The sequence below is a fragment of the Pseudomonas sp. PMCC200344 genome (genome assembly GCF_030053095.1).
Taxonomy (GTDB): Bacteria; Pseudomonadota; Gammaproteobacteria; order Pseudomonadales; family Pseudomonadaceae; genus Aquipseudomonas; species Aquipseudomonas svalbardensis.
In genome coordinates this window covers 230,637-253,364 of record NZ_CP125618.1, presented here as the reverse complement: position 1 = coordinate 253,364, position 22,728 = coordinate 230,637, and the positions used below count along the sequence as shown (strand labels likewise).

At 59.3% G+C, this 22,728-nt stretch carries 20 protein-coding genes; 13 read left to right on the top strand and 7 right to left on the bottom strand.

Annotated elements, in window-relative coordinates; all coding sequences use genetic code 11:
* Nucleotides 1-116: 116 nt before the first annotated feature.
* From QFW87_RS01140 to QFW87_RS01085, 12 genes are all read left to right on the top strand, one after another.
* Nucleotides 117-1,109 (top strand): D-cysteine desulfhydrase, encoded by a 993-nt coding sequence (locus QFW87_RS01140; RefSeq protein ID WP_283189618.1) that lies wholly within the window; start codon nt 117-119, stop codon nt 1,107-1,109.
* A 241-nt stretch (nt 1,110-1,350) separates the two neighbouring features.
* Nucleotides 1,351-2,145 carry a cystine ABC transporter substrate-binding protein gene (gene tcyJ, locus QFW87_RS01135; protein WP_283189617.1) on the top strand — a complete coding sequence of 265 codons (795 nt, stop codon included), beginning with the start codon at nt 1,351-1,353 and terminating at the stop codon, nt 2,143-2,145.
* Complete coding sequence (gene tcyL, locus QFW87_RS01130) at nt 2,145-2,810, top strand: cystine ABC transporter permease (protein ID WP_033058489.1); 666 nt, start codon at nt 2,145-2,147, stop codon at nt 2,808-2,810. The genes tcyJ and tcyL overlap by 1 nt, the downstream gene beginning before the upstream one ends.
* A gap of 4 nt (nt 2,811-2,814) precedes the next feature.
* The gene (tcyN, locus tag QFW87_RS01125) at nt 2,815-3,570 is read left to right on the top strand and encodes an L-cystine ABC transporter ATP-binding protein TcyN (RefSeq protein ID WP_283189616.1); all 756 of its coding nucleotides are present in this window, start codon (nt 2,815-2,817) and stop codon (nt 3,568-3,570) included.
* Nucleotides 3,571-4,071: 501 nt separating this feature from the next.
* On the top strand, nt 4,072-4,836 hold the full coding sequence (locus QFW87_RS01120) for a hypothetical protein (RefSeq protein ID WP_283189615.1): 765 nt from the start codon (nt 4,072-4,074) through the stop codon (nt 4,834-4,836).
* Between the two features lie 356 nt (nt 4,837-5,192).
* Nucleotides 5,193-6,434, top strand: a complete 1,242-nt coding sequence (locus QFW87_RS01115) for an SfnB family sulfur acquisition oxidoreductase (RefSeq protein WP_283182489.1) — start codon at nt 5,193-5,195, stop codon at nt 6,432-6,434.
* Nucleotides 6,435-6,472: 38 nt separating this feature from the next.
* The gene (locus QFW87_RS01110) at nt 6,473-7,666 is read left to right on the top strand and encodes an SfnB family sulfur acquisition oxidoreductase (RefSeq protein ID WP_283182488.1); all 1,194 of its coding nucleotides are present in this window, start codon (nt 6,473-6,475) and stop codon (nt 7,664-7,666) included.
* On the top strand, nt 7,666-9,024 hold the full coding sequence (locus QFW87_RS01105; protein WP_283189614.1) for an LLM class flavin-dependent oxidoreductase: 1,359 nt from the start codon (nt 7,666-7,668) through the stop codon (nt 9,022-9,024). The genes QFW87_RS01110 and QFW87_RS01105 overlap by 1 nt, the downstream gene beginning before the upstream one ends.
* A 151-nt stretch (nt 9,025-9,175) precedes the next feature.
* The gene (locus QFW87_RS01100) at nt 9,176-9,985 is read left to right on the top strand and encodes a MetQ/NlpA family ABC transporter substrate-binding protein (RefSeq protein WP_283182486.1); all 810 of its coding nucleotides are present in this window, start codon (nt 9,176-9,178) and stop codon (nt 9,983-9,985) included.
* Between the two features lie 2 nt (nt 9,986-9,987).
* Nucleotides 9,988-11,121 carry an ATP-binding cassette domain-containing protein gene (locus QFW87_RS01095; protein ID WP_283189613.1) on the top strand — a complete coding sequence of 378 codons (1,134 nt, stop codon included), beginning with the start codon at nt 9,988-9,990 and terminating at the stop codon, nt 11,119-11,121.
* Nucleotides 11,111-11,755 (top strand): methionine ABC transporter permease, encoded by a 645-nt coding sequence (locus tag QFW87_RS01090; protein WP_033058513.1) that lies wholly within the window; start codon nt 11,111-11,113, stop codon nt 11,753-11,755. The genes QFW87_RS01095 and QFW87_RS01090 overlap by 11 nt, the downstream gene beginning before the upstream one ends.
* A 112-nt stretch (nt 11,756-11,867) precedes the next feature.
* On the top strand, nt 11,868-12,497 hold the full coding sequence (locus QFW87_RS01085) for a class I SAM-dependent methyltransferase (protein ID WP_283189612.1): 630 nt from the start codon (nt 11,868-11,870) through the stop codon (nt 12,495-12,497).
* A gap of 111 nt (nt 12,498-12,608) precedes the next feature.
* Here QFW87_RS01085 and QFW87_RS01080 read toward each other — a convergent pair whose 3' ends face one another.
* Genes QFW87_RS01080 through QFW87_RS01070 form a run of 3 tightly spaced genes read right to left on the bottom strand, consistent with a single transcriptional unit; the run spans nt 12,609 to nt 17,826 of the window.
* Nucleotides 12,609-15,662: an efflux RND transporter permease subunit gene (locus tag QFW87_RS01080; RefSeq protein ID WP_283189611.1), complete on the bottom strand. Its 3,054-nt coding sequence runs from the start codon at nt 15,660-15,662 to the stop codon at nt 12,609-12,611.
* Nucleotides 15,659-16,726, bottom strand: a complete 1,068-nt coding sequence (locus tag QFW87_RS01075; RefSeq protein WP_283189610.1) for an efflux RND transporter periplasmic adaptor subunit — start codon at nt 16,724-16,726, stop codon at nt 15,659-15,661. The genes QFW87_RS01080 and QFW87_RS01075 overlap by 4 nt, the downstream gene beginning before the upstream one ends.
* On the bottom strand, nt 16,723-17,826 hold the full coding sequence (locus QFW87_RS01070; RefSeq protein ID WP_283182480.1) for an efflux RND transporter periplasmic adaptor subunit: 1,104 nt from the start codon (nt 17,824-17,826) through the stop codon (nt 16,723-16,725). Before QFW87_RS01070 ends, QFW87_RS01075 begins: the two co-directional genes overlap by 4 nt.
* 306 nt (nt 17,827-18,132) lie before the next feature.
* Between QFW87_RS01070 and QFW87_RS01065 the strand changes: the two genes are divergently transcribed.
* On the top strand, nt 18,133-19,329 hold the full coding sequence (locus QFW87_RS01065) for an AAA family ATPase (RefSeq protein ID WP_283182479.1): 1,197 nt from the start codon (nt 18,133-18,135) through the stop codon (nt 19,327-19,329).
* Nucleotides 19,330-19,541: 212 nt separating this feature from the next.
* On the opposite strand, the gene QFW87_RS01060 is transcribed toward QFW87_RS01065, so the two are convergent.
* From QFW87_RS01060 to QFW87_RS01045, 4 genes are read right to left on the bottom strand one after another with little or no spacing between them, the layout of a single operon-like run.
* Nucleotides 19,542-20,405 carry a transporter substrate-binding domain-containing protein gene (locus QFW87_RS01060; RefSeq protein WP_283189609.1) on the bottom strand — a complete coding sequence of 288 codons (864 nt, stop codon included), beginning with the start codon at nt 20,403-20,405 and terminating at the stop codon, nt 19,542-19,544.
* Nucleotides 20,402-21,184, bottom strand: a complete 783-nt coding sequence (locus tag QFW87_RS01055) for an amino acid ABC transporter ATP-binding protein (RefSeq protein WP_283189608.1) — start codon at nt 21,182-21,184, stop codon at nt 20,402-20,404. The genes QFW87_RS01060 and QFW87_RS01055 overlap by 4 nt, the downstream gene beginning before the upstream one ends.
* Nucleotides 21,181-21,840 (bottom strand): amino acid ABC transporter permease, encoded by a 660-nt coding sequence (locus tag QFW87_RS01050; protein WP_223415282.1) that lies wholly within the window; start codon nt 21,838-21,840, stop codon nt 21,181-21,183. The genes QFW87_RS01055 and QFW87_RS01050 overlap by 4 nt, the downstream gene beginning before the upstream one ends.
* Nucleotides 21,821-22,486, bottom strand: coding sequence for an amino acid ABC transporter permease (locus QFW87_RS01045; RefSeq protein WP_283189607.1), 666 nt, complete (start codon nt 22,484-22,486; stop codon nt 21,821-21,823). The genes QFW87_RS01050 and QFW87_RS01045 overlap by 20 nt, the downstream gene beginning before the upstream one ends.
* Nucleotides 22,487-22,728: the final 242 nt, after the last annotated feature.

Sequence of the window (22,728 nt, the reverse complement as noted above, 5' to 3'; positions counted from 1 at the left end):
AATTAAGAACCGATTGTGCTGTGCTCAGCACTTTTTGGCATAAGGCCGATTGGCAGTTGCCCCGCTAAATAGGCGTGCCTATAGTCCTGTCATCTCCCTCCGCCAGTACGGACCCCATGATCAAACAACAGCTTGCCCGCTTTAACCGCCTCGACCTGCTCGGTCATCCTACTGCCCTGGAAAAACTCGAACGCCTGTCGACCTGGCTGGGCCGCGACGTGTACGTCAAGCGTGATGACCTGACGCCGCTGGCGATGGGCGGCAACAAGCTGCGCAAGCTCGAATACCTGGCGGCCGATGCATTGGCACAAGGCGCCGACACCTTGATCACCGCTGGCGCGCTTCAGTCCAATCATGTGCGCCAGACTGCCGCCATTGCGGCCAAGCTTGGGCTGAGCTGCGTTGCGTTGCTGGAAAACCCTCTCGGCACCGACGACGCTAACTATGTCGGTAACGGCAATCGACTGTTGCTTGACCTGTTCGATGCCAAGGTTGAGTTGGTGGAGAACCTCGACAATGCCGACGAGCAATTGCAGGCTCTGGCCGACCGTCTATGCAACAACGGCAAGAAGCCGTATCTGGTGCCGATTGGTGGTTCGAATGCATTGGGCGCTTTGGGTTATGTGCGCGCCGGGCTGGAATTGGCCGAGCAGATCAAGGACACCGGGCTGACATTCGCGGCCGTGGTTCTGGCTTCGGGCAGCGCCGGGACCCATAGCGGTCTGGCGTTGGCGTTGAGTGAAGCACTACCGGATTTGCCAGTGATTGGTGTCACGGTTTCTCGCAGCGACGAGGATCAGCGACCGAAAGTCCAAGGCCTCGCCGAACGTACTGCCGAGCTGCTGGGCGTGAGCCTGCCAGCGAGTTTCAAGGTCGAGTTGTGGGACGAGTATTTCGGCCCGCGCTACGGCGAACCGAATGCCGGGACGTTGGCCGCCGTGAAGCTGGTGGCGAGTCAGGAAGGTTTGCTGCTGGACCCGGTTTATACCGGCAAGGCCATGGCGGGTTTGCTCGATGGCATCGGCCGCCAGCGCTTCAATGACGGCCCGATCATCTTCCTGCATACCGGTGGGGCGCCGGCACTGTTTGCCTACAAAGATTTTTTGTAGCCGATCGTACCCACGCTCCTGCGTGGGTACGATCTTGATCTCTGGCCTTATATTCTATAAACGAATAACAAACTGATTATTCATTATTTTCCATTCTAAAAGCGCCATCATATAGTCACGCCGCAGGCGAATTTGCAGCGAGACGCATACGATGCTTTAGGGCAGGATATTGCAGTCGTTCAATTCCCGAATTTGCCAACATTCCTAAAAGCGTCTTCATAAGAAAACACAGGGGCTTGTCATGAATTTTTCCGCACTACGACGAAATCTGCTGGTAGGTTCGCTGGGCCTGGCGCTGAGCGCCGGTCTACTGGGGCAAGCGGTTGCCGGTGAGCAGCTGCAAAAAATCAAAGACGCTGGCGTGATCAACGTTGGCCTGGAAGGCACTTACCCACCGTTCAGTTTCGTCGACGCCGACGGCAAGCTGGCTGGCTTCGAAGTCGAGTTTTCCGAAGCCCTGGCCAAAGAGCTGGGCGTGAAGGTCAAACTGCAGCCGACCAAATGGGACGGCATCCTCGCAGCCCTGGAATCCAAGCGTCTGGACGCCGTGATCAACCAGGTGACCATCTCTGAAGAGCGCAAGAAGAAGTATGACTTCTCCGAGCCTTACACCGTTTCCGGGATTCAGGCGCTGACCCTGACCAAGAACAAAGACACCATCAAGACCGCCGCCGATCTGGCCGGCAAGAAAGTAGGCGTAGGTCTGGGCACCAACTACGAGCAGTGGGTGAAAGAGAATGTGCCTAAGGCTGACATCCGCACCTACGAAGATGACCCGACCAAGTTCCAGGATCTGCGCGTCGGCCGTATCGACGCCATTCTGATCGACCGCCTCGCCGCGCTGGAATACGCCAAGAAGGCCAAGGACACTTCCGCCGCTGGTGAAGCGTTCTCCCGTCAGGAAGCCGGCGTTGCCCTGCGCAAAGGCGAGCCTGAGTTGCTGGCAGCAGTGAACAAGGCCATCGACAAGCTGCGTGCCGACGGTACGCTGAAAAAGCTTTCGGAAAAATACTTCAGCGCTGACGTCACTAAATAATGGAAGAAGCTTTCCAACTCGCGCTGGATTCCGCGCCCTTCCTGCTGAAGGGCGCGTATTACACGGTAATCTTGAGCTTGGGCGGGATGTTCTTCGGCCTGGTGATGGGCTTCGGCCTGGCATTGATGCGACTGTCGCGCTTCAAACTGGTGAGCTGGATCGCCCGCATCTACGTGTCGTTCTTTCGCGGCACACCGTTGCTGGTGCAACTGTTCGTGATCTATTACGGCTTGCCGCAATTGGGCATCGAACTTGATCCGCTGCCGGCGGCCCTGATCGGCTTCTCGCTTAACATGGCGGCCTATGCCTGCGAAATCCTCCGCGCCGCGATCAGCTCCATTGAGCGCGGTCAGTGGGAAGCCGCCGCGAGTATCGGCATGACCCGTGCGCAGACCCTGCGTCGGGCCATCCTGCCGCAAGCGATGCGCACGGCCCTGCCACCGCTGGGCAACAGCTTCATTTCGCTTGTGAAGGACACCGCGCTGGCAGCCACTATTCAGGTGCCGGAACTGTTCCGTCAGGCGCAGCTGATTACCGCCCGTACCTTTGAAATTTTCACCATGTACCTTGCCGCCGCGCTGATCTACTGGATTCTTGCCACGGTGCTTTCGCACCTGCAGAACCAGTTGGAAGCACGGGTCAATCGGCACGACCTGGAGTCCTGACCCAATGATTGTCGTGGAAAAACTGACAAAGCAGTTCAAGGGTCAAGTGGTGCTCAACGGCATCGATCTGCAAGTGAAGGAAGGCGAGGTAGTAGCGATCATCGGGCCTAGCGGCTCGGGTAAAACCACGTTCCTGCGTTGCCTGAATTTTCTGGAAGAACCCACCAGCGGCCGGATCAAGGTCGGTGACATCGAGATCGATGGCAGCCGTCCGCTGAACCAGCAGCAAGGCCTGGTGCGACGTTTGCGCCAGCATGTGGGTTTCGTGTTCCAGAACTTCAACCTGTTCCCTCATCGCACCGCCCTGGAAAACGTTATCGAAGGCCCGATCTTCGTAAAGAAGATCCCGCACGCCGAAGCCGTTGCCCTGGGTAAAAAGCTGATGGCCAGGGTCGGTCTGGCGGGCAAGGAAGACGCGTACCCGCGTCGCCTTTCCGGTGGTCAGCAACAGCGTGTGGCGATTGCCCGCGCGCTGGCGATGGAGCCGGAAGTGATTCTGTTCGACGAACCCACCTCAGCCCTCGACCCGGAGCTGGTGGGTGAAGTGCTGGCAACCATCCGCAGCCTCGCCGAAGAGCGACGCACCATGGTTATCGTCACCCACGAAATGGGCTTTGCCCGGGACGTGGCGAACCGCGTGGTGTTTTTCGACAAAGGTGTGATCGTCGAACAAGGCGAAGCCAAGGCACTGTTTGCCAATCCGAAAGAAGAGCGGACGAAGCAGTTTCTCAGCAAGTTCCTGAATAACGCTCACCACTGAAACATCGCCTGACTACTTATTAACTTCCATGGATGGAAGTGACAACCACCCCTACTAACAAAACCTCTCGATATATTCTCTTCTCTTATTCATCCACCCAAACAATAGATAATTTTTTATTGCTGCGTGCGGTACATATATATGTTCTGCAACAGAATAACCGCGCCTAAAATTCGCCAAACTCAGCGCCCTCACCGAACAGGTCTTCGCCGTCAGTAACGCACTGAAAGCCCATAAAACAAGGTCAAGTTCGACAGAGCAGGGGAGCTTATTAACTTCAATGTGTAGGATTTTTCTGAATAACGCTAGATACCACAAATAACTAGCCAACTCTATTGACACCTATTCAAGCGCACTCTTATCTAGTCTCAACAGGCGTTTAACCTTGCACTCATTCACTATTTAATTTCACACACAACGAACAGTTTTGTTGCTCGGTAATTCACGCCTTTCAAACTTTCAGAAACGGACTTTCGCTGCAAGGCTTCAAGGAGAACCCCCATGACAAGCACTTCGAACAAACCCGAGCTTGCGGCCCCGACCCTGGCGCAATCTCACAAGACCTGCATCAACATCACCTCGGCGGCGCGCCTGCTGATCGATGTGGCGCCCTACTCCGGCATGGACGAAGGCGACCTGATCGAACTGTTCTGGGATAACTGCTACGTGGCCTCCAGAGTGCTGACGGCCGACGATGTCGGTCAACCGGTCCAACTGCGTGTACCCGAGAGCTTCATCGCCAATGGCACCTCACGCGTTCACTACCGGATCATGCAGATCGGGCAAGGGCCAACCCTTTCAGCCGCCAGACGGGTGCAGATCAAACTCGACTGCCCCGGCGGCCAACCGTCTGCGCTGTGCGGCGATGAAAACCAGAGTCTGGAGCCCGTGAATATCCCCGAGACCATTCGCCGTCAGGGAGTCAATCCGAACCAGATCAAGCGCGGCGTTCCATTGACCATCGAGCCTTACCTGAACATGGCCGCCGACGACGAAATCACCCTGCGCTGGGGCGATGTGCGCATGGATCTGCCACGACTCAAGGCCGGCGATGTCGGCCAGCCGATCCAGGTCTGGGTGCCGCCGGCGATCATTCTCGAAGCCGGCGAAGACCTGCGGCTGGAAGTGACTTACTGCATCCTCGACCGGGTGGGCAACAACTCCCGCTGGGCACCACCGCGCAGGCTGAAGATCGGTTGCGCCAATCCCTATTTGAAGGCCCGGCCAAAGGAGATACTCATGGCCGCCGAACCCCGCAAACACTGAGATCCCTGTAGCAGCTGGCGAAGCCTGCGTTCGGCTGCGCAGCAGTCGTAAATCCTGAGTCCGCGATTAACCTGAATGACCGCGACGCCTGATTTCACGACTGCTACGCAGCCGAACGCAGGCTTTGCCAGCTGCTAGAAGGATCTGTGAGACCCCTTCTATGCTTATTCCTAAAAGTTAGTTTATTAATTTTTTATACACGCTTAGGGTATATGTACCGGACCACCGGACATTCTTGTTTTCGTTCGTCGCAACCCTCGCGACGTTTCCATGAGATGTGAGGTAGGTATGGTCCGGAACACAATCACCCCAGTGCAGATCGCCAGGGCATTGCGTGCAGCCAAGGAGCGGCACTGATGTCCAGTCTGGCAGATGCAATCGTCCAGAGTGATCTGGATATCGCCCCCCTGTTGTTGCCCGCGCAGGTCTTGCGCAACGACGCACAAGCCATCAAGGCCGCCCATGAGCTGGCGCAAGTCGCTCGCCTGCAAGCAGCCAAACGCGACCAGCAGCGCAAGCTGCCATGGTCGGAAATCGAACAGTTCACCCGCAGCGGCCTGGGCAGCATTGCCATCCCGCGTGAGTACGGTGGCCCGCAGGTTTCGTTCGTCACGGTTGCCGACGTATTCGCGATCATTTCCGCTGCCGACCCGGCATTGGGACAGATCCCGCAAAACCAGTTCGGCATTCTCAACCTGGTGCTCGGCAGCGCCACTGAATCGCAGAAAAAACAGCTGTTCAAAAGCGTGCTTGACGGCTGGCGAATCGGTAACGCGGGACCTGAACGCGGTACCAAAAACACCCTTGAACTCAAGGCGCGAATCACCGCCAACGGCGACGGCTTCGTCCTCAACGGGCAGAAGTTCTATTCCACCGGCGCCCTGTTCGCCCACTGGGTCGCCGTCAAGGCGCTGAACGACGATGGCAAGCAGGTTCTGGCCTTCGTCCGCCGCGGTACACCGGGCCTGCGCATCGTGGATGACTGGTCGGGCTTCGGCCAACGCACCACCGCCAGCGGCACCATTTTGCTCAACAACGTGCAGGTCGACGCCGAGCTGGTGGTGGATAACTGGAAGATCAATGACAGCCCGAACATTCAGGGTGCCGTGTCGCAGCTGATTCAAGCAGCCATTGACGCCGGCATCGCCCGGGGCGCCATCGACGACGCCATCGATTTCGTGAAAACCCGTGCACGGCCGTGGATCGACGCCAAGGTCGAACGGGCCAGCGACGACCTCTATGTGATCGCCGACATCGGCAAACTGAAAATCGAACTGCACGCCGCCGAAGCGCTGCTGCGCAAAGCCGGGCAAGTGCTCGATCAAGTCAACGCCGCGCCCCTCACCGCCGAGTCCGCCGCGCGCGCGTCGATTGCCGTGGCCGAAGCCAAAGTGCTGACCACCGAGATCTCGCTGCTGGCCAGCGAAAAGCTTTTCGAACTGGCCGGCAGCCGCGCGACCCTCGCCGAATTCAACCTCGACCGCCATTGGCGCAACGCCCGCGTGCACACGCTGCACGATCCGGTGCGCTGGAAATATCACGCAGTCGGCACCTATCACCTGAACGGCACTTTGCCCGCTCGGCATTCCTGGATTTAACGACCAGAACACTTTTGACCAGATCTCTGGAGAAACACATGACTCTTTCTCACCACGTCGCGGTCATAACCAGCGATGAGCAAGCCCTGATCGTGGCCAGTGACCTGGCCGAAGATTTCAAACGCGACAGCGCCCTGCGCGACCGCGAACGCCGTTTGCCACACCCGGAACTGGAAGTGTTTTCCCGCTCGGGTCTTTGGGGCATCAGCGTGCCAAAAGAATATGGCGGCGCCGGGGTTTCCAACGTCACCTTGGCCAAGGTGATCGCGCTGATCGCCCAGGCTGACGGTTCCCTCGGCCAGATTCCGCAGAACCATTTCTACGCGCTCGAAGTGTTGCGGGTGAATGGCAGCGAAGAGCAGAAAAAACGCCTGTACGCAGAAGTGCTGGCCGGCCAACGCTTCGGCAATGCCCTCGCGGAACTGGGGACCAAAACCGCCCATGACCGCGTCACCAGCCTGACCCGCGGCGGTGACGGCTATCGCATCAACGGCCGCAAGTTTTACGCCACGGGCGCTATTTATGCTCAGCGCATTCCGACGTCGGTCGTGGACGAAAACGGTGTTCAGCAACTCGCTTTCGTCCCTCGTAACGCCAAGGGTCTGACGGTGATCGACGACTGGAGCGGCTTCGGCCAGCGCACCACCGGCAGCGGTTCGGTGGTGTTTGAAGACGTCTACGTCGCCGCCGAAGACGTGATCCCGTTTCAGAGCGCGTTCGAGCGCCCGACCACCGTCGGCCCGCTGGCGCAGATTCTTCATGCTGCTATCGACACCGGCATCGCCCGCGCCGCCTATGAAGATGCGCTGCATTTCGTACGCACCAAGACCCGGCCGTGGATCGATTCCGGCAACGACAAAGCCACCGAAGACCCACTGACCATCAAGAGCTTCGGCCACTTGAGCATTCGTCTGCACGCCACCGAAGCCTTGCTGGAACGCTCCGGCGAATTCCTCGACAAGGCTCAGGCCAAGACCAACGCCGAGACCGTCGCCGCCGCGTCGATTGCCGTCGCCGAAGCCCGCGCCATCAGCACCGAGATTTCCCTCGCCGCTGGCAGCACGCTGTTTGAACTGGCCGGCAGCCAGGCAACCCTGATCGAACAGGGTCTGGACCGTCACTGGCGCAACGCTCGGGTACACACGCTGCACGACCCTGTGCGCTGGAAGTATCACGCGGTCGGCAATTACTACCTCAACGATGAAAACCCGCCACTGCGGGGGACCATCTGATGGCCGATGCCAAAAAGAAGATCCTGCTCAACGCGTTCAACATGAACTGCATCGGGCACATCAACCATGGTCTGTGGACGCATCCCCGGGACACTTCAACCCAATACAAAACGATCGAATACTGGACCGAACTGGCGCAATTGCTGGAGCGCGGACTGTTCGATGGCCTGTTCATCGCTGACATCGTCGGCGTGTACGACGTCTACCAAAACTCGGTGGACGTACCGCTCAAAGAGTCGATCCAGTTGCCGGTCAATGACCCGCTGCTGTTGGTCTCGGCCATGGCCGCGGTCACCAAAAACCTTGGCTTCGGTCTCACCGCCAACCTGACTTACGAACCGCCGTATCTGTTCGCCCGACGCATGTCCACGCTCGACCATCTGAGTCGTGGCCGGGTCGGCTGGAACATCGTCACCGGCTACCTCGACAGCGCCGCCAAGGCCATGGGTTTGAGTGAACAGGTGGAACACGACCGTCGTTACGACCAGGCCGATGAATACCTGCAAGTGCTCTACAAACTCTGGGAAGGCAGCTGGGAAAACGGCGCGGTGCTTAACGATCCGCAACAGCGGATCTATGCGCAGCCCGAGAAAGTGCACAAGGTCGAGCACAAGGGCGAGTTCTATCAGGTCGAGGGTTATCACCTCTGCGAGCCGTCGCCGCAGCGCACACCCGTGCTGTTCCAGGCCGGCAGTTCGGATCGTGGTTTGCTGTTCGCCGGGCGACATGCCGAGTGCGTGTTCATCAGCGGCCAGAACAAACCATCGACCAAGATTCAAGTGGACAAGGTGCGCGCCAGTGCCGTTGAGGCCGGGCGCAATCCTGAGGACATCAAGGTGTTCATGGGGCTGAACGTGATTGTCGGCGCCACCGAAGAGCTGGCCTGGGCCAAGCACGCCGAGTACTTGAGCTACGCCAGTGCCGAGGCCGGCGTGGCGCATTTCTCGGCCTCCACCGGGATCGATTTTTCCGAATACGCCATCGACGAACCGATCCAGTACGTGAAGAGCAACGCGATCCAGTCCGCCACCAAAAACCTGCAAAACAACGACTGGACCCGCCGCAAATTACTCGAGCAACACGCGCTTGGTGGTCGCTACATCACGGTGGTCGGTTCGCCTGAGCAAGTGGCTGATGAGCTGGAATCGTGGATCGCGGAAACCGGGCTGGATGGCTTCAATCTGACGCGAATTGTCACGCCGGAAAGCTATGTGGATTTCATTGAGCTTGTGATTCCGGAATTGCAACGCAGAGGGTCGTACAAGACCGCTTACGACCCTGGCAGCCTGCGGGAAAAACTGTTTCACGGTGAAGCGCATTTGCCAGAGCAACATACCGGATCTGCGTTCCGACGCTAAAAGCTTCGCGGGCAAGCCTCGCTCCTACAGGTTTTACATCGCCCGTGCGATCACAGTTCCCCCGTAGGAGCGAGCGGTGCGGCGATCCGACTTGCCCGCGAAGAGGCCCGCCCAAACACCACACATTCATGCACTGACTGGAAACCCCACCATGACCAAGAAACTCCTGACCCACCCAGTCAAAGCACTGGCCCTGGCCCTCGGCCTTTTCAGCTCCATCACCTTCGCCGCCGACGCGCCGCTGAAAGTCGGCACCACCGCCGCGTTCGCCATTCCCCTGGAAGCCGCCGTCGAAGAAGCCAAGAAACAAGGCCTGCAAGTCGACCTGGTGGAGTTCAGCGACTGGATCGCGCCCAATGTCAGCCTCGCCGCCGGCGACATCGACGTGAACTACTTCCAGCACGTCCCGTTCCTGGAAAACGCCAAGGCCGCCGCCGGTTTCGACCTCGTGCCGTTCGCGCCGGGGATCATCAACAACGTCGGCCTCTACTCGAAGAAATACAAAAGCTTCGATGAACTGCCAGAAGGCGCCAGCGTGGCGATCGCCAACGACCCGATCAACAGCGGTCGTGGTTTGCAACTGTTGGCCAAAGCCGGACTGATCACCCTCAAACCGGGTGTCGGCTACAAAGCCACCGAAGAAGACATCATCGCCAATCCGAAGAGGATCAAAATCCTTCAGGTCGAAGCCGTGCAACTGGTACGCGCCTATGACGACGCCGATCTGGTCCAGGGCTACCCGGCCTACATTCGCCTGTCGAAGACCTTCGATGCCGGCTCCGCCCTGCTGTTCGACGGCCTCGATCACAAGGAATACGTGATCCAGTTCGTGATCCAGCCAAAAAGCAAAACCGACCCGCGCCTGATCAAATTCGTCGACATCTACCAGCATTCGCCGGCCGTTCGAGCCGCGCTGGATAAAGCCCACGGCAAGCTCTACCAAGCTGGCTGGGAAAGCTGAATATGACGACCTCTACCCTACGGCGACTGGAGATTCCAAAGCCCCCCCATACCCCAGAGCATGCTATACAAACCGAACTGCACCCAGACCTGAACCGTGCTCACGTACGCTTCATCGGCCTGGGCAAAACCTACAACGGTCAGCAAGGTCCGGTCGCCGCGCTGCACGGCATCGACCTGGCGATCCAGCGCGGCGAGGTGTTCGGCATCATCGGCCGCAGCGGCGCCGGCAAGTCGTCGCTGATCCGCACCATCAACCGCCTGGAACAACCGAGCACGGGCCGCGTGTTGATCGATCAGGTCGACATCGGCGAGTTCGATGAAGACCGCTTGGTGGCGCTGCGTCGGCGCATCGGCATGATCTTCCAGCACTTCAATCTGATGTCGGCCAAGACGGTTTGGCAGAACGTCGAATTGCCGCTGAAAGTCGCCGGTGTGCCCAAGGAAAAACGCGAGCAGAAAGTCCGCGAATTGCTCGAACTGGTGGGCCTGCAAGAGAAACACAAGGCCTACCCGGCGCAGCTTTCCGGCGGGCAGAAACAGCGCGTCGGCATCGCCCGCGCCTTGGTGCATGACCCGGCGATTCTGCTGTGCGACGAAGCCACTTCGGCACTGGACCCGGAAACCACGCAATCAATCCTCGGCCTGCTGCGCGAGATCAATCAGCGCCTGGGCCTGACCATCGTGCTGATCACCCACGAGATGGCGGTGATTCGCGATATCTGTGATCGAGTCGTCGTGCTGGAACACGGGAGAATCGTCGAACAAGGGCCGGTCTGGGAAGTCTTTGGCAACCCCCAGCACGAGGTCAGCAAAACCTTGCTCGCGCCGTTGCAACACGGTTTGCCGGAAGAACTGCAAAGCCGCTTGCAGGCACATCCACAGTCCTCGGACGCCGCTGTTGTGCTGCGTTTGCAGTTCACCGGCAGCGCCAGCGACGAGCCCGACTTGGCCGCGTTGTTCAGTGCCCTCGGTGGTCGCGTGCGTTTGCTGCAAGGTGGCGTGGAACGGATTCAGGGCCATGCCCTCGGGCAATTGCTGCTGGCGGTGACCGGTTCATCCCTCGGCGCAGAGGAACTGCGTCAACGCGCCGGCAACTGGGCGCAACAGGTGGAGGTGTTGGGTTATGTGGTTTGATCGCTTGCTGCAAGGCTTCATCGACACCTTCCTGATGGTCGGCGTGTCGTCATTGATCGCGCTGCTGGCGGGCATTCCGCTGGCGGTGATTCTGGTCACCAGTTCCAAGGGCGGCATCTATGAAGCGCCAGCGCTGAACCGTGCGTTGGGCGCGTTCGTGAACCTGTTTCGCTCGATTCCGTTTCTGATTTTGATGGTGGCGCTGATTCCGTTTACGCGGTTGATCGTCGGCACCACGTACGGCGTTTGGGCGGCCGTGGTGCCGCTGACCATCGCCGCCACACCGTTTTTTGCGCGGATCGCTGAAGTCAGTTTGCGTGAGGTTGATCACGGGTTGATCGAAGCAGCGCAGGCGATGGGTTGCCGGCGCTGGCATATCGTCTGGCACGTGCTGCTGCCTGAGGCGCTGCCGGGGATTGTCGGTGGTTTCACCATCACCCTGGTGACCATGATCAACTCATCGGCCATGGCGGGGGCGATCGGTGCGGGTGGACTGGGGGACATCGCTTATCGGTACGGGTATCAGCGGTTTGATAGCCAGATCATGTTGACGGTGATTGTGTTGCTGGTGGTGTTGGTGGCGGCGATTCAGTTGGGTGGGGATCGTTTGGCTCGGGGATTGAACAAGCGCTGAGTCTGGCTCAAGTCATTGGGTGTCAGTGATATCGCTTTCGCGAATGGCTGCGCAGCAGCCTTCTGCCTCATGGCGTATATTCGGCAAATCCCAATCGCCTGCGCAGCCGACCATGAAACAGACCCCCACCGACCTTGAGCAGATCACCTCCACCACCCTGGGCCATTACAACTCGGTGGCCGAAAGTTTCCGCGAAGGGACTCGCGATCATGATGTCAGCCAGAACATTGATGCGCTGCTGCGGCATATTCAGGGCAAGGCGCCGTTCGAGATTCTTGATTTTGGCTGCGGGCCGGGGCGTGATTTGCAAACCTTCACGCGCATGGGCCATACCGCTGTCGGGCTTGATGGCTCGGAGAAGTTTGCGCAGATGGCGCGCGAAGACAGCGGCTGTGAGGTCTGGCAGCAGGATTTTCTGAAGCTGGATTTGCCGGCTGAGCGCTTTGACGGGATCTTCGCCAATGCGGTGTTGTTTCATGTTCCGCGTCAGGAATTGCCTCGGGTATTGAAGGAATTGTGTCGGACTTTGAGGCCGGGTGGGGTGTTGTTCAGTTCCAATCCGCGTGGCGAGAATCAGGAAGGGTGGAATGGGCCGCGTTATGGGGCGTATCACGATCTTGAGACGTGGCAGCAATTGCTGACGGCGGTGGGGTTTGTAGAGCTGGAGCATTACTACCGGCCGGCGGGGTTGCCGCGGGAGCAGCAGCCTTGGTTGGCGAGTGTTTGGCGTAAGCTTGCATAGTCTGACAGGACGCCTTCGCGAGCAGGCTCGCTCCCACAGGGACCCGCGTCCGCCTAGACAACTCGGTCAACTGTGGGAGCGAGCCTGCTCGCGATGAGCGCGTAGCGCTCGCTATTGCGCCTCTTTCTTCGGTTCGCGGATTTTGTACCAGGCCACATAAAGCGCCGGCAAAAACAGCAACGTCAGCAACGTCGCAATAATAATCCCGCCAATCATCGCGTAGGCCATCGGCCCCCAGAACACTTCCCGGGCGATCGGAATCATCCCCAGGCTCGCCGCCGCTGCCGTCAGCAAAATCGGTCGGCGACGATGCTCCGTGGCTTGCACCACGGCATCCCACGGTGCATGACCGTCCTTCTCCAAGGCCTCGATCTGCGTCACCAGAATCACCGAATTGCGGATGATGATGCCGATCAGCGCAAGAATGCCGAGGATCGCCACAAAGCCCATCGGCGTGCCCGTCGGGATCAGCGCCAGCACCACGCCGATCAAGCCGAGAGGCGCGACGCTGGCCACCAGGAACAGCTTCTGCACGCTGTGCAACTGGATCATCAGGAAGGTCGCCATCAAAAACAGCATCAACGGCACAACCTTGGCAATTGGCCCCTGGGCCTTGCCGCTTTCCTCCACCGTGCCGCCGGTGGCGACCTTGTAGCCCACCGGCAAACTGGCGGCGAATTTATCGATGTCGGGTTGGAGTTGTTTCACCAGGTCGGTCGGCTGAATTTCGTCACGCACCGCAGCCTTGATGGTGATTGTCGGTTTGCGGTCGCGACGCCAGACCAGCGGTTGCTCAAGTTCATAACGCACGGAAGCGAAAGCCAGCAGCGGAATCGACGTGCCGCCCGGCGTGACGATCTGCAAATTCTGCAGGGTTTCCGGGGTGCCGCGTTCGGCGTCTTCCGCACGCCCCACCACGTTGATCAGGTAGATATCGTCATCGACCTGAGTCACCGGCACACCGACCACGATGCTGTTCATCAGGTTGGCGACGTCTTCCGATGACAGCCCCAATTGCCGTGCCTTGTCCTGCGCGATGTCGATGCGCAGAACTTTACCCGGTTCGTTCCAGTCGTAAATGATCTCGCCAATGTGCGAGTTTTTATCCAGTTCGGTGGCCAGGGCGATGGCGTGTTTACGCACCTGATCGACGTCCTTGCCGCTGACCCGGTACTGAATCGGCCGCCCCACTGGCGGGCCCATTTCCAGCGCCTGGACGTAGCTGCCGATACCGACGAAGTCCTTGCGCAGCCGCTCACGCAAGCGCTGACTCAGGGCCGTGCGCGACTCCAGGCCTTTGCTGACGATCACCAATTGCGCGTAGTACGGGTTCTGTAATTGCTGGTCGAGGGGCAGGTAGAAACGGATCGCACCTTCGCCGATGTAGGTGCTCCAGCGCACGATGTCTGGGTCGCCCTTGAGGGTCTCTTCGAGCTTGTCCACAGCCTTGCGGGTTTCGGCGATCGAGGCGTTTTGCGGCAGGTTCAGGTCGACGAGGATTTCCGGGCGGTCCGAGGACGGGAAGAACTGGCTCTGCACAAACTGCATGGAAAACACCGACGCCACGAACAGTGCAATGGTTATGCCGATCGCCCACCAGCGATTGCGCATGGCCCAGAGCATGCCGTAATTGAAAGTCCGACCGATGCGTCCCGGTTCTGCGTCGTGAGGTTTCACTTTGGCGCTTAGGATGTGCACGCCGATCACCGGGGCGAACAGCACCGCGACAATCCACGACACGATCATGGCCACCGCGATCACCGCGAACAGCGTGAAGGTGTACTCGCCGGCCGAGCTGGCGTTCAGGCCGATGGGCACGAAACCGGCCACCGTCACCAACGTACCGGTGAGCATCGGGAACGCGGTCGAGGTGTAGGCGAACGTAGCGGCCTGCTCCTTGGTCTCGCCCATTTCCAGACGCGTGACCATCATCTCGACGGTGATCATCGCGTCGTCCACCAACAAGCCGAGGGCGATGATCAGGGCGCCGAGAGAGATCCGTTGCATGGTGATGCCGCTGTATTCCATGAAGACGAAGACCATCGCCAGCACCAGCGGAATCGAGCAGGCCACCACCAATCCGGCGCGCACGCCGAGGCTGATGAAGCTGACGATCAGCACGATCACCACCGCTTCGAACAGTGCGCTGGTGAAGCCGCCGACGGCTTTTTCCACCACTTCGGCCTGGTCGGAAACCGTGTGCACACCGACGCCCACCGGTAAGTCCGCGGTCAGGTCGGTCATGCGCTGGTGCAAAGCCTTGCCGAACACCTGAATGTTGCCACCCTTCTTCATGGCGATGGCCAGGCCGATAGCAGGGTGGCCGTTAAAGCGGAACTCCGGCGTCGCCGGGTCGACATAGCCACGGCTGATCTCGGCGACGTCGGCCAAGCGGTAGAAACGATCATTGAGTCGCAGGTTGACGTTTTCCAGGTCTTTCTCGGAGGCAAACTGCCCGGACGTGCGCACGGAAATCCGCTCGGGACCTGCCTCGATTACACCGGCCGGGGTCACCGCGTTTTGCGATTGCAGGCTCTGCACCACCTGACGCTGATCAATACCCAGCGCCGCCAGTTTGCGAGTGGAGAAGTTCAGGTAGAGGACTTCGTCCTGCTCACCGACCATCTCGACCTTGCCCAGCCCCGGCACTTCGCGGATCTCGGCGCGGACCTGCTCGACGTAATCGCGCAATTGGCGCATCGACAAACCGTCGGCGGTAAAGGCGTACACCGAACCAAACACATCACCGAATTCATCGTTGAACCCCGGCCCTTGCAGGCCTTGGGGGAAGTCGCCGCGAATGTCGTTGATCTTCTTGCGCACCTGGTACCAGATTTCCGGAATGTCCTTGGCGCTGGTGGTATCACGCAAGTTAACGAAAACCGTCGACTCGCCGGGGCGGGTGTAGCTTTTCACGTAGTCGAGAGAGTCGAGTTCTTCGAGTTTTTTCTCGATCCGGTCAGTGACCTGCTTGAGGGTTTCTTCCTGAGTCGCGCCCGGCCACCGGGTCTGGATCACCATGGTTTTGATGGTGAACGACGGGTCTTCCTCGCGGCCGAGGTTCATGTACGAGAACACGCCCATTAGCAGCGCGACGAACATCAAATACCAGACAAACGACTGATGCTTGAGGGCCCATTCGGATAAGTTGAAACTCCCTTTCATTGCGGGCTGTCCTCATCGATTTTTACTTTTTGCCCCGGTTTCAGGCTATTCACACCGGCACTGACCACCCGCTCGCCGGACTTCACACCGCTGGCCAGGACCATCGTTGAGTCAGTGCGGCTGACCAGGCTGACGTCTCGCGGGGAAACGGTTTGGGTCTGCGGATCGATGACCCAGATTCGCGATTTTCCATCGACTTCCTGTAGCGCGGTCAGGGGCAGTTCGATACGCGGTTTGATCGCGGAGCTGAGGGTCACGCTGATCGCCGTACCCAGGCGAAACCCCGGTGGCGTGTCGGTCAGTGTCAGGCGGGCGCGACGGGTGCGGGTCGCGCTTTGCGCCTGGGGTTCGATTTCACGAACGATGGCAGTGGTAGTGATGCTCGGGTCGAGCTGGACGGCAACCTGAAACACCACGTCTTCCGGCAACTGGTCGACCAGGGTGTCGGGCAGGTCGATCACCGCTTCCTTGATGTCCGGCTGCGCCAGGGTCACCACTTGCTGGCCGGCGCTGACGACTTGCCCGGCTTCGGCGTTCCACGCGGTGACCACGGCTTTATGGTCGGCGCGCAGTTCGACGTAGTTGAGCTGGTCCTTGGCCTGATCGACCGCAGACTTCGCTTGATCGAGGGAGGCCTGGGTGGTTTTGAGGTCGGTCTGTGCGACGTCGAGTTGCGCCTGGGCGCCCACGCCGCGATCGAACAACTCCTGCTGACGCCGGGCGTTGGCCTGGGCGTTGATGAGTTGCGCCTGGACGCTGGCCAGATCACCCTGAGCGGAGCGCAACTGGTTCTGCTGATCGGTGGGGTCGAGCGTGGCGAGTAACGCCCCCTGACCGACTTCGGCACCGACATCGACATTACGGCTGGCGATGCGTCCCGGCACCCGGAAGCCGACATTGCTTTCATAACGGGCCTGGATGCTGCCAGCGAAGCGGCCCAGGCTTTCTTCGTCCAGGGACTGAACCTTGATGGACAACACCGGGCGCACTGGCTCCGGCGGCGGTTCTTTTTCCGAGCAGGCCACCAGCATCACACCGGCGCAAACCAGTAACAGACGCTTCATGGCTGGGCTCCCTCGGCTAAATCCTTATAGGTGTTTTCGGCGATCTCCACCTTCACGCCGGGGTGCAGCAACTGGCCGCCGGCGATGACAACTTTTTCGCCACCCTTCAGGCCGGCGCTGATGATCACTTTGCCAGTCAGGTAGCGGCCTACCGTGACGGTGTGCAGCTGTGCCTTGCCCTCGCCGTCCACCAGCCACACGGCCGGGTCGCTGAGATTTTTCGTCAGTGCCGACCAGGGCAGTTCGACCGCCGATTTGCCTGGCGTCTTGGCCGTGGCACTCACCACCGAACCGAGCTGCATGCCTTCCGGTAGTCCGTTGAGAGTGACTTTGACCTGCACCGTGCCGGTCTGCGCGGAGACGGCCGGGGTGATTTCCCGAACGGTACCGGTGGTTTTGATCGCGGGGTTGTCGAGCAGGCTGACGACTACCGTTTTACCCTCTGGTGGCTCTGTCAGCAGCGATTCGTAGACGTTGAACACTGCGTCGCGCTCACCGTCCCGGGCCAGGCTGAAAATCGGCACAGTGGCCTGCACCACCTGGCCGACCTCGGCCTGGCGTGCGGTAATCACCCCCGGCGCGTCGGCGACCAACGCGGTGTAGCTCAGTTGTTCACGGGCGTTGGCCAGTTGCGCCCGAGCGGCAGTCAATGCGCTCTGACTGCTGCGCAAGGCGGCTTGGGCGGAATCGAACTCGCTTTGGCTGGTGTAGCCCTTGGGCAGAAGTTTTTGCTGGCGAACGAATGCGGCGGCGGTCTGTTTGACTCGGGCCTGTTCGGCAACAACCTGCGCCTGAGCCGAGTCGACGTTGGTTTGCAGGTCCTTGGGATCGAGTTTTGCCAGTACCTGTTTGGCCGAAACCCGATCACCGACATCGACTGTACGCTGGATGATCTTGCCGCCAACGCGGAACGACAGGTCGGTCTGGACCCGCGCCTGAACATCACCGGTCAGGGTCACCGTCGCCGCGTAATCCGCAGGTTTTACCTCTTGCACGAATACCCGAGGGCGGTCCTTCTCGACCGGTTTTTTATCGCCACAGGCGCTCAGCAGGACAAGGAGGCTCAGGCCAACCACTATTTTCAATCCGGGACCAGCCATGCAAACTCCTTTGCGTTGTACGAACGTGCCAATGGCGATACGACTGTGAGCTTAGAACAGGGTTCCAAGGGTGCGTCTCACGGCTTCAAATAAAGCGATCACGCCGCGATCCCTGTAGCAGCTGGCGAAGCCTGTGTTCGGCTGCACAGCAGTCGTAAAATCAGAACTCGCGGTCCATCAGGCAGACCGTGCAAGCCGGATTTACGAATGCTGCGCAGCCGAACGCAGGCTTCGCCAGCGGCTACAGGGGGCACAGTGTTTCCGACAATAAGGCAAACTGGCGCACCACGCAGCAGGAAGCTTCCCATGCTCAAAACCCTCGCGGTGGCCAATTACCGCTCGATCAATAAATTGGTGATTCCGCTGGGCCGGTTGAACCTGATCACCGGCCCCAACGGCAGCGGTAAATCCAACCTCTACCGCGCGTTACGCCTGCTGGCGGAAACCGCTCAGGGCGGCGTGGTCAATGCATTGGCCCGCGAGGGTGGGCTGGATTCGACCTTCTGGGCCGGGCCGGAAAACATCAGCCGGCGGATGCGTAATGGCGAAGTCCCGGTCGAGGCTACGGTGAGACACGGCGTCAAACGACTGCGACTGGGGTTTGCCGGTGAGGATTTCAGCTATTCGATCAGCCTCGGGCTGCCCGATTCCAACGGCCACTTCATGCTGCCCGAACACAGTTCACCTATTCCGTCACGCTTCAACCTCGACCCGCAAATCAAGCGTGAATGCGTCTGGGCCGGGCCGATTTATCGGCCGGCCAGCCTGCTGGTGGATCGCGACGGCCCGATGATCCGTGCCCGAGCCAATCGCAGCTGGGATGTACTGGCCCAGCACACGCCGAATTTCGACAGTCTGTTCGATCAGGTCGGCAGTTTGCGTTCTTCGCCGGAGGTTCTGGAGTTACGCGAGTTCATCCGTCGCTGGCGCTTCTACGATCACTTTCGCAGTGACGCCGACGCACCGGTTCGCCAACCGCAACTGGGCACCCGCACGCCGGTGCTGCACCACGACGGTCGCGACCTGGCGGCAGCCTTGCAGACCATCATCGAAATCGGCGATCCCGAAGCCTTGCAGGCGGCTATCAGCGATGCCTTTCCCGGCGCGCGACTGAACATCGAACCGCTGCAAGGTGGACGGTTTGCGATCGAGTTTTATCAGGAAGGATTGTTGCGGCCGTTATCCGCCGCCGAGTTGTCGGACGGGACGTTGCGCTATCTGCTGCTGGTCGCTGCATTACTGACCCCTCGGCCGCCGACGCTGATGGTGCTGAACGAGCCGGAAACCAGTTTGCACCCGGACCTGTTGCCGGCGTTGGCGCGGTTGATTATCCGGGCGTCGGAGCAGTGTCAGGTGTGGGTGGTTTCTCATGCGCGGCGGTTAATTTCGGCGTTGCAGGAGGACCCGGAGTGCAATTGCATTGTGCTGGAGAAGAGTCTTGGCCAGACCGGGATTGTCGGGCAGCGGATGCTGGATGAGCCGGCGTGGTATTGGCCGGATTGATTGGCTGGGCTTTAGATCCACCCCCTCACCCTAGCCCTCTCCCCAAGGGGCGAGGGGACTGATCGAGTTGTACTTTCGAGCTACATCGACCTGAAAGCCCGAGTTGAACTCAGGTTCTGAAAGGCCCCCAATCTGCTCCCTTTCCCCCTCTCCCCCGTGGGGAGAGGGCTGGGGTGAGGGGTGGTTTCCAGCCTCACCGAATAATCAGCAGATCACCCCTGCCACTTCCCTCCCTCGACAATCACGCTCTCAGGCTTGATGTCATCGCTCAGCTCTTTACGCACATATTGGTCATACAGTTTGAGCAAAAACTTCTCTTCACCCAGCTTCGCCAACTCGACATTCACCCAATCACGCAGCTCGATATTGCCCTTCTTCACCGCCGGCGCAATCGGTGCTTCAGCGCCCAAGGTCTGGGTCAGCACGCGATAGCCAGGGTTCTGCTTCGCCCAGCTGAACAGCACCAGATTGTCCTGCGCATACGCATCGCCCCGTCCATTGGCCAATGCTTGCAGAGACTCGGAGTTTTTCTCGAACTTGAGCAGTTTCCAGTCCGGATGATTCTTGGTCAGCCAGATATCGGCCGTAGTGCCGGTGGTGACGATGGTGGTGCGAGTCGCCAGGTCATCGAGGTTCTTCACAGTGCTTGCCTGTGGCACCAGCGCCTGCACCGCAACTTTGAGGTTCGGATTGGTGAATTCCACCGCTTCCTTACGCTCGGGGGTAACGGTCATGTTGGCCAGGATCAAATCGACCTTGTCGCTTTGCAGGAACGGAATCCGGCTCGCCGGTTCTACCGCGACAAACTCGACCTTGTTCTCATCGCCCAGCAGGTCTTTGGCGAATTGACGGCCGATGTCGGTATCGAAACCGACGTAACGCCCGGCTTCATTGACGAAACCAAACGGCGGTTTATCGGTGAAGACACCGACGATCAACTTGTCCCGTGCTTTGATTTTTTCCAGATAGCTGGCACTGGTGGCCGCCGGTTTGGTGGGTTCTTCGGTTTTGTTGCAACCGGCCAGCAACGCGAGGCCGAGCAGCGGGAGTAGCAGTGAAGTCTTGGCAGTTTTCATAGCAGTTCCAGTTCCTTTGTTTGAGTCGTTTTGGGTAGTGCGGCGACGTAGGAGAACTTCTCCAGGAACTGCTGCGCTCGTGCGGTTTGGGGGTTCGTAAAGAAAATCTCGGGAGGGTTTTGCTCAAGGATTCGCCCGGCATCCATGAACACAATCCGGTCAGCCACGGCGCGGGCAAACGCCATTTCGTGGGTGACGATCAACAGGGTCATGCCCTCGCGGGCCAGTCCCTGGATGACTTCCAACACTTCCTTGACCATTTCCGGGTCGAGGGCGGCGGTGACTTCATCGAACAACATGACTTTCGGATTCATGCACAGCGAACGGACGATGGCGATGCGTTGTTGCTGGCCACCGGAGAGCTGACGCGGGAAGGCATCGCGCTTGTCCGAAAGGCCCACGCGCTCAAGCAACGCTTCAGCCTGGGCGCGCGCCTCGCGGCGTTCGCGCTTCTGCACTTTGACCGGGCCGAGCAGCAGGTTGTCGAGCACGCTCATGTGCGGGAACAGGTGGTAACTCTGGAACACCATGCCGATCTGCTGCCGCACGTCGCGCCAGTCGGTGCCTTTGTCCAGCAACTCACGTCCAGCAAAATTCAAGCTGCCACTGTGGGCGACTTCAAGACCGTTGAGGCAGCGCAGCAATGTACTTTTGCCGCAGCCGCTGGGGCCGAGGATGACGATCACTTCGCCTGACCTCACTTGCAGATCGATCTCTTTGAGCACCTGTTGCTCGCCGAAAAATTTGTTGAAACCCTTGAACTCGATCAATGCGCTCATGCTTGCGTCCAGCGCCGCTCCAGCACGCGCGAGGCGGCCGAGAGCGGGTAGCAGATGAAAAAGAAAAACAGGAACAGTGCGCCGTAGATCAGCACTGATTCGTAGGTGCGCTCGATGATCTGCTGGCCGACCTTGATCACGTCGACCACGCCGATCAGCACCGCCAGGGAGCTGGTCTTGATGATCCGCGTGTAGACGTTGATGGTCGGTGGCGTCATGCGTTTCAGCGCTTGTGGCAGCAACACGTAGCCGTAGAGTTGCGGACCGTTCAGGCCAATCGACAACCCTGCTTCACGCTGCCCGCGTGGCAACGAGTGCAACGCACCGCGCACCACTTCGCCGACTTCGCTGGCGCCCCACAGCGACAACACCAGCACCGCGCACCAGAAGCTCGGAATGCTCAGGCCGAAGAAAATCGGTAGACCGAAGAACAGCAAATACAGCCAGACCAGCACTGGGATCGCGCGGAACAGTTCCAGATAAACGCGCAGGATTGCGTTCAGCCATTTCGAATTCAGCGTGCGCAAAACGCCATAGAGCACGCCGCCAACGGTGCTGATGGCGATGCTCAGGAAAGAGATCGACAAGGTTTGCGCAGCGCCCTTGCCTAGTTGCGGCAGTGACACCCAGAGCAACTCAAGACCCGAACTGGCCATGCTGGAGCCTCCTTTCCAGACGGCTGAGCAGTAGCGACAGCGGTAGAAACAGCAGCACGCAAATCAGCGTCAGCACGGCGAGCATTTCGTAGGTTTTGTAGTAGAGCGCGATGTAGTTTTTGGTGGTGTAGAGAATCTCCGGCACCGCCACCGCCGAGACCACGGTGGTTTCCTTGAGCAGGAAGATGAAATTGGCGAACAGCGACGGCAGGCTAAGGATGCCGGCTTGCGGCAGGATCACGTAGCGCAGCAATTGCCCGTGAGACAGGCCGATGGAGCGGCCGGACTCGAGCTGCGCCTGAGGGACCGCGTCGACGCCGGCACGCAGCACTTCGGTGAGGTAGGCGCCACCGAGGAAGGTCATGGTGATGATCGCCGCCGCAAAGCCCGAGACCTTGATGCCCAGCGCCGGCAAGGCGAAGTAGACGAAGAACAGTTGAATCAACAGCGGGGTGTTGCGCGCCAGTTCCACATACAGCCCGACCAGACGCTGCAAGTAAGGCGTGCGGAACACCAGAATCGTCACGTTGATCAGCGCCACCAGCAACGACGTGCCGATAGCGATGAAGCCAACCTGCAGCGTCACGCCCACGGCTTTAAGAAACGCCGGCAGGGTGCTGAGGATAAATGCGTAATCGAAGTTCATTGAACATCCTGGACGCCGCGGGGTAAGCGACGGTGGTGCAGTCCATAAGTGGTGGATAACCATCCGGCAGGCACTGACTTTAAAGGTATAAAAAGAAGAATTTAAATACCGTTAAAGCATATTGATATCACGCAAAAAACTATCTACCGAATTTGCTGTGGTAACGGAAGACGACTATTTTTCTTTGCGTTGTAGGAAGGATCTTTTTTTCAGAATACCCCTCCAAGGACGCACAACTTTTG

Excerpts from the sequence above, each read along its gene's own strand:
- QFW87_RS01140 (WP_283189618.1), top strand. The coding sequence starts at position 117 with ATGATCAAACAACAGCTTGCCCGCTTTAACCGCCTCGACCTGCTCGGT.
- tcyJ (WP_283189617.1), top strand. The coding sequence starts at position 1,351 with ATGAATTTTTCCGCACTACGACGAAATCTGCTGGTAGGTTCGCTGGGC.
- tcyL (WP_033058489.1), top strand. The coding sequence starts at position 2,145 with ATGGAAGAAGCTTTCCAACTCGCGCTGGATTCCGCGCCCTTCCTGCTG.
- tcyN (WP_283189616.1), top strand. The coding sequence starts at position 2,815 with ATGATTGTCGTGGAAAAACTGACAAAGCAGTTCAAGGGTCAAGTGGTG.
- QFW87_RS01120 (WP_283189615.1), top strand. The coding sequence starts at position 4,072 with ATGACAAGCACTTCGAACAAACCCGAGCTTGCGGCCCCGACCCTGGCG.
- QFW87_RS01115 (WP_283182489.1), top strand. The coding sequence starts at position 5,193 with ATGTCCAGTCTGGCAGATGCAATCGTCCAGAGTGATCTGGATATCGCC.
- QFW87_RS01110 (WP_283182488.1), top strand. The coding sequence starts at position 6,473 with ATGACTCTTTCTCACCACGTCGCGGTCATAACCAGCGATGAGCAAGCC.
- QFW87_RS01105 (WP_283189614.1), top strand. The coding sequence starts at position 7,666 with ATGGCCGATGCCAAAAAGAAGATCCTGCTCAACGCGTTCAACATGAAC.
- QFW87_RS01100 (WP_283182486.1), top strand. The coding sequence starts at position 9,176 with ATGACCAAGAAACTCCTGACCCACCCAGTCAAAGCACTGGCCCTGGCC.
- QFW87_RS01095 (WP_283189613.1), top strand. The coding sequence starts at position 9,988 with ATGACGACCTCTACCCTACGGCGACTGGAGATTCCAAAGCCCCCCCAT.
- QFW87_RS01090 (WP_033058513.1), top strand. The coding sequence starts at position 11,111 with ATGTGGTTTGATCGCTTGCTGCAAGGCTTCATCGACACCTTCCTGATG.
- QFW87_RS01085 (WP_283189612.1), top strand. The coding sequence starts at position 11,868 with ATGAAACAGACCCCCACCGACCTTGAGCAGATCACCTCCACCACCCTG.
- QFW87_RS01080 (WP_283189611.1), bottom strand. The coding sequence starts at position 15,662 with ATGAAAGGGAGTTTCAACTTATCCGAATGGGCCCTCAAGCATCAGTCG.
- QFW87_RS01075 (WP_283189610.1), bottom strand. The coding sequence starts at position 16,726 with ATGAAGCGTCTGTTACTGGTTTGCGCCGGTGTGATGCTGGTGGCCTGC.
- QFW87_RS01070 (WP_283182480.1), bottom strand. The coding sequence starts at position 17,826 with ATGGCTGGTCCCGGATTGAAAATAGTGGTTGGCCTGAGCCTCCTTGTC.
- QFW87_RS01065 (WP_283182479.1), top strand. The coding sequence starts at position 18,133 with ATGCTCAAAACCCTCGCGGTGGCCAATTACCGCTCGATCAATAAATTG.
- QFW87_RS01060 (WP_283189609.1), bottom strand. The coding sequence starts at position 20,405 with ATGAAAACTGCCAAGACTTCACTGCTACTCCCGCTGCTCGGCCTCGCG.
- QFW87_RS01055 (WP_283189608.1), bottom strand. The coding sequence starts at position 21,184 with ATGAGCGCATTGATCGAGTTCAAGGGTTTCAACAAATTTTTCGGCGAG.
- QFW87_RS01050 (WP_223415282.1), bottom strand. The coding sequence starts at position 21,840 with ATGGCCAGTTCGGGTCTTGAGTTGCTCTGGGTGTCACTGCCGCAACTA.
- QFW87_RS01045 (WP_283189607.1), bottom strand. The coding sequence starts at position 22,486 with ATGAACTTCGATTACGCATTTATCCTCAGCACCCTGCCGGCGTTTCTT.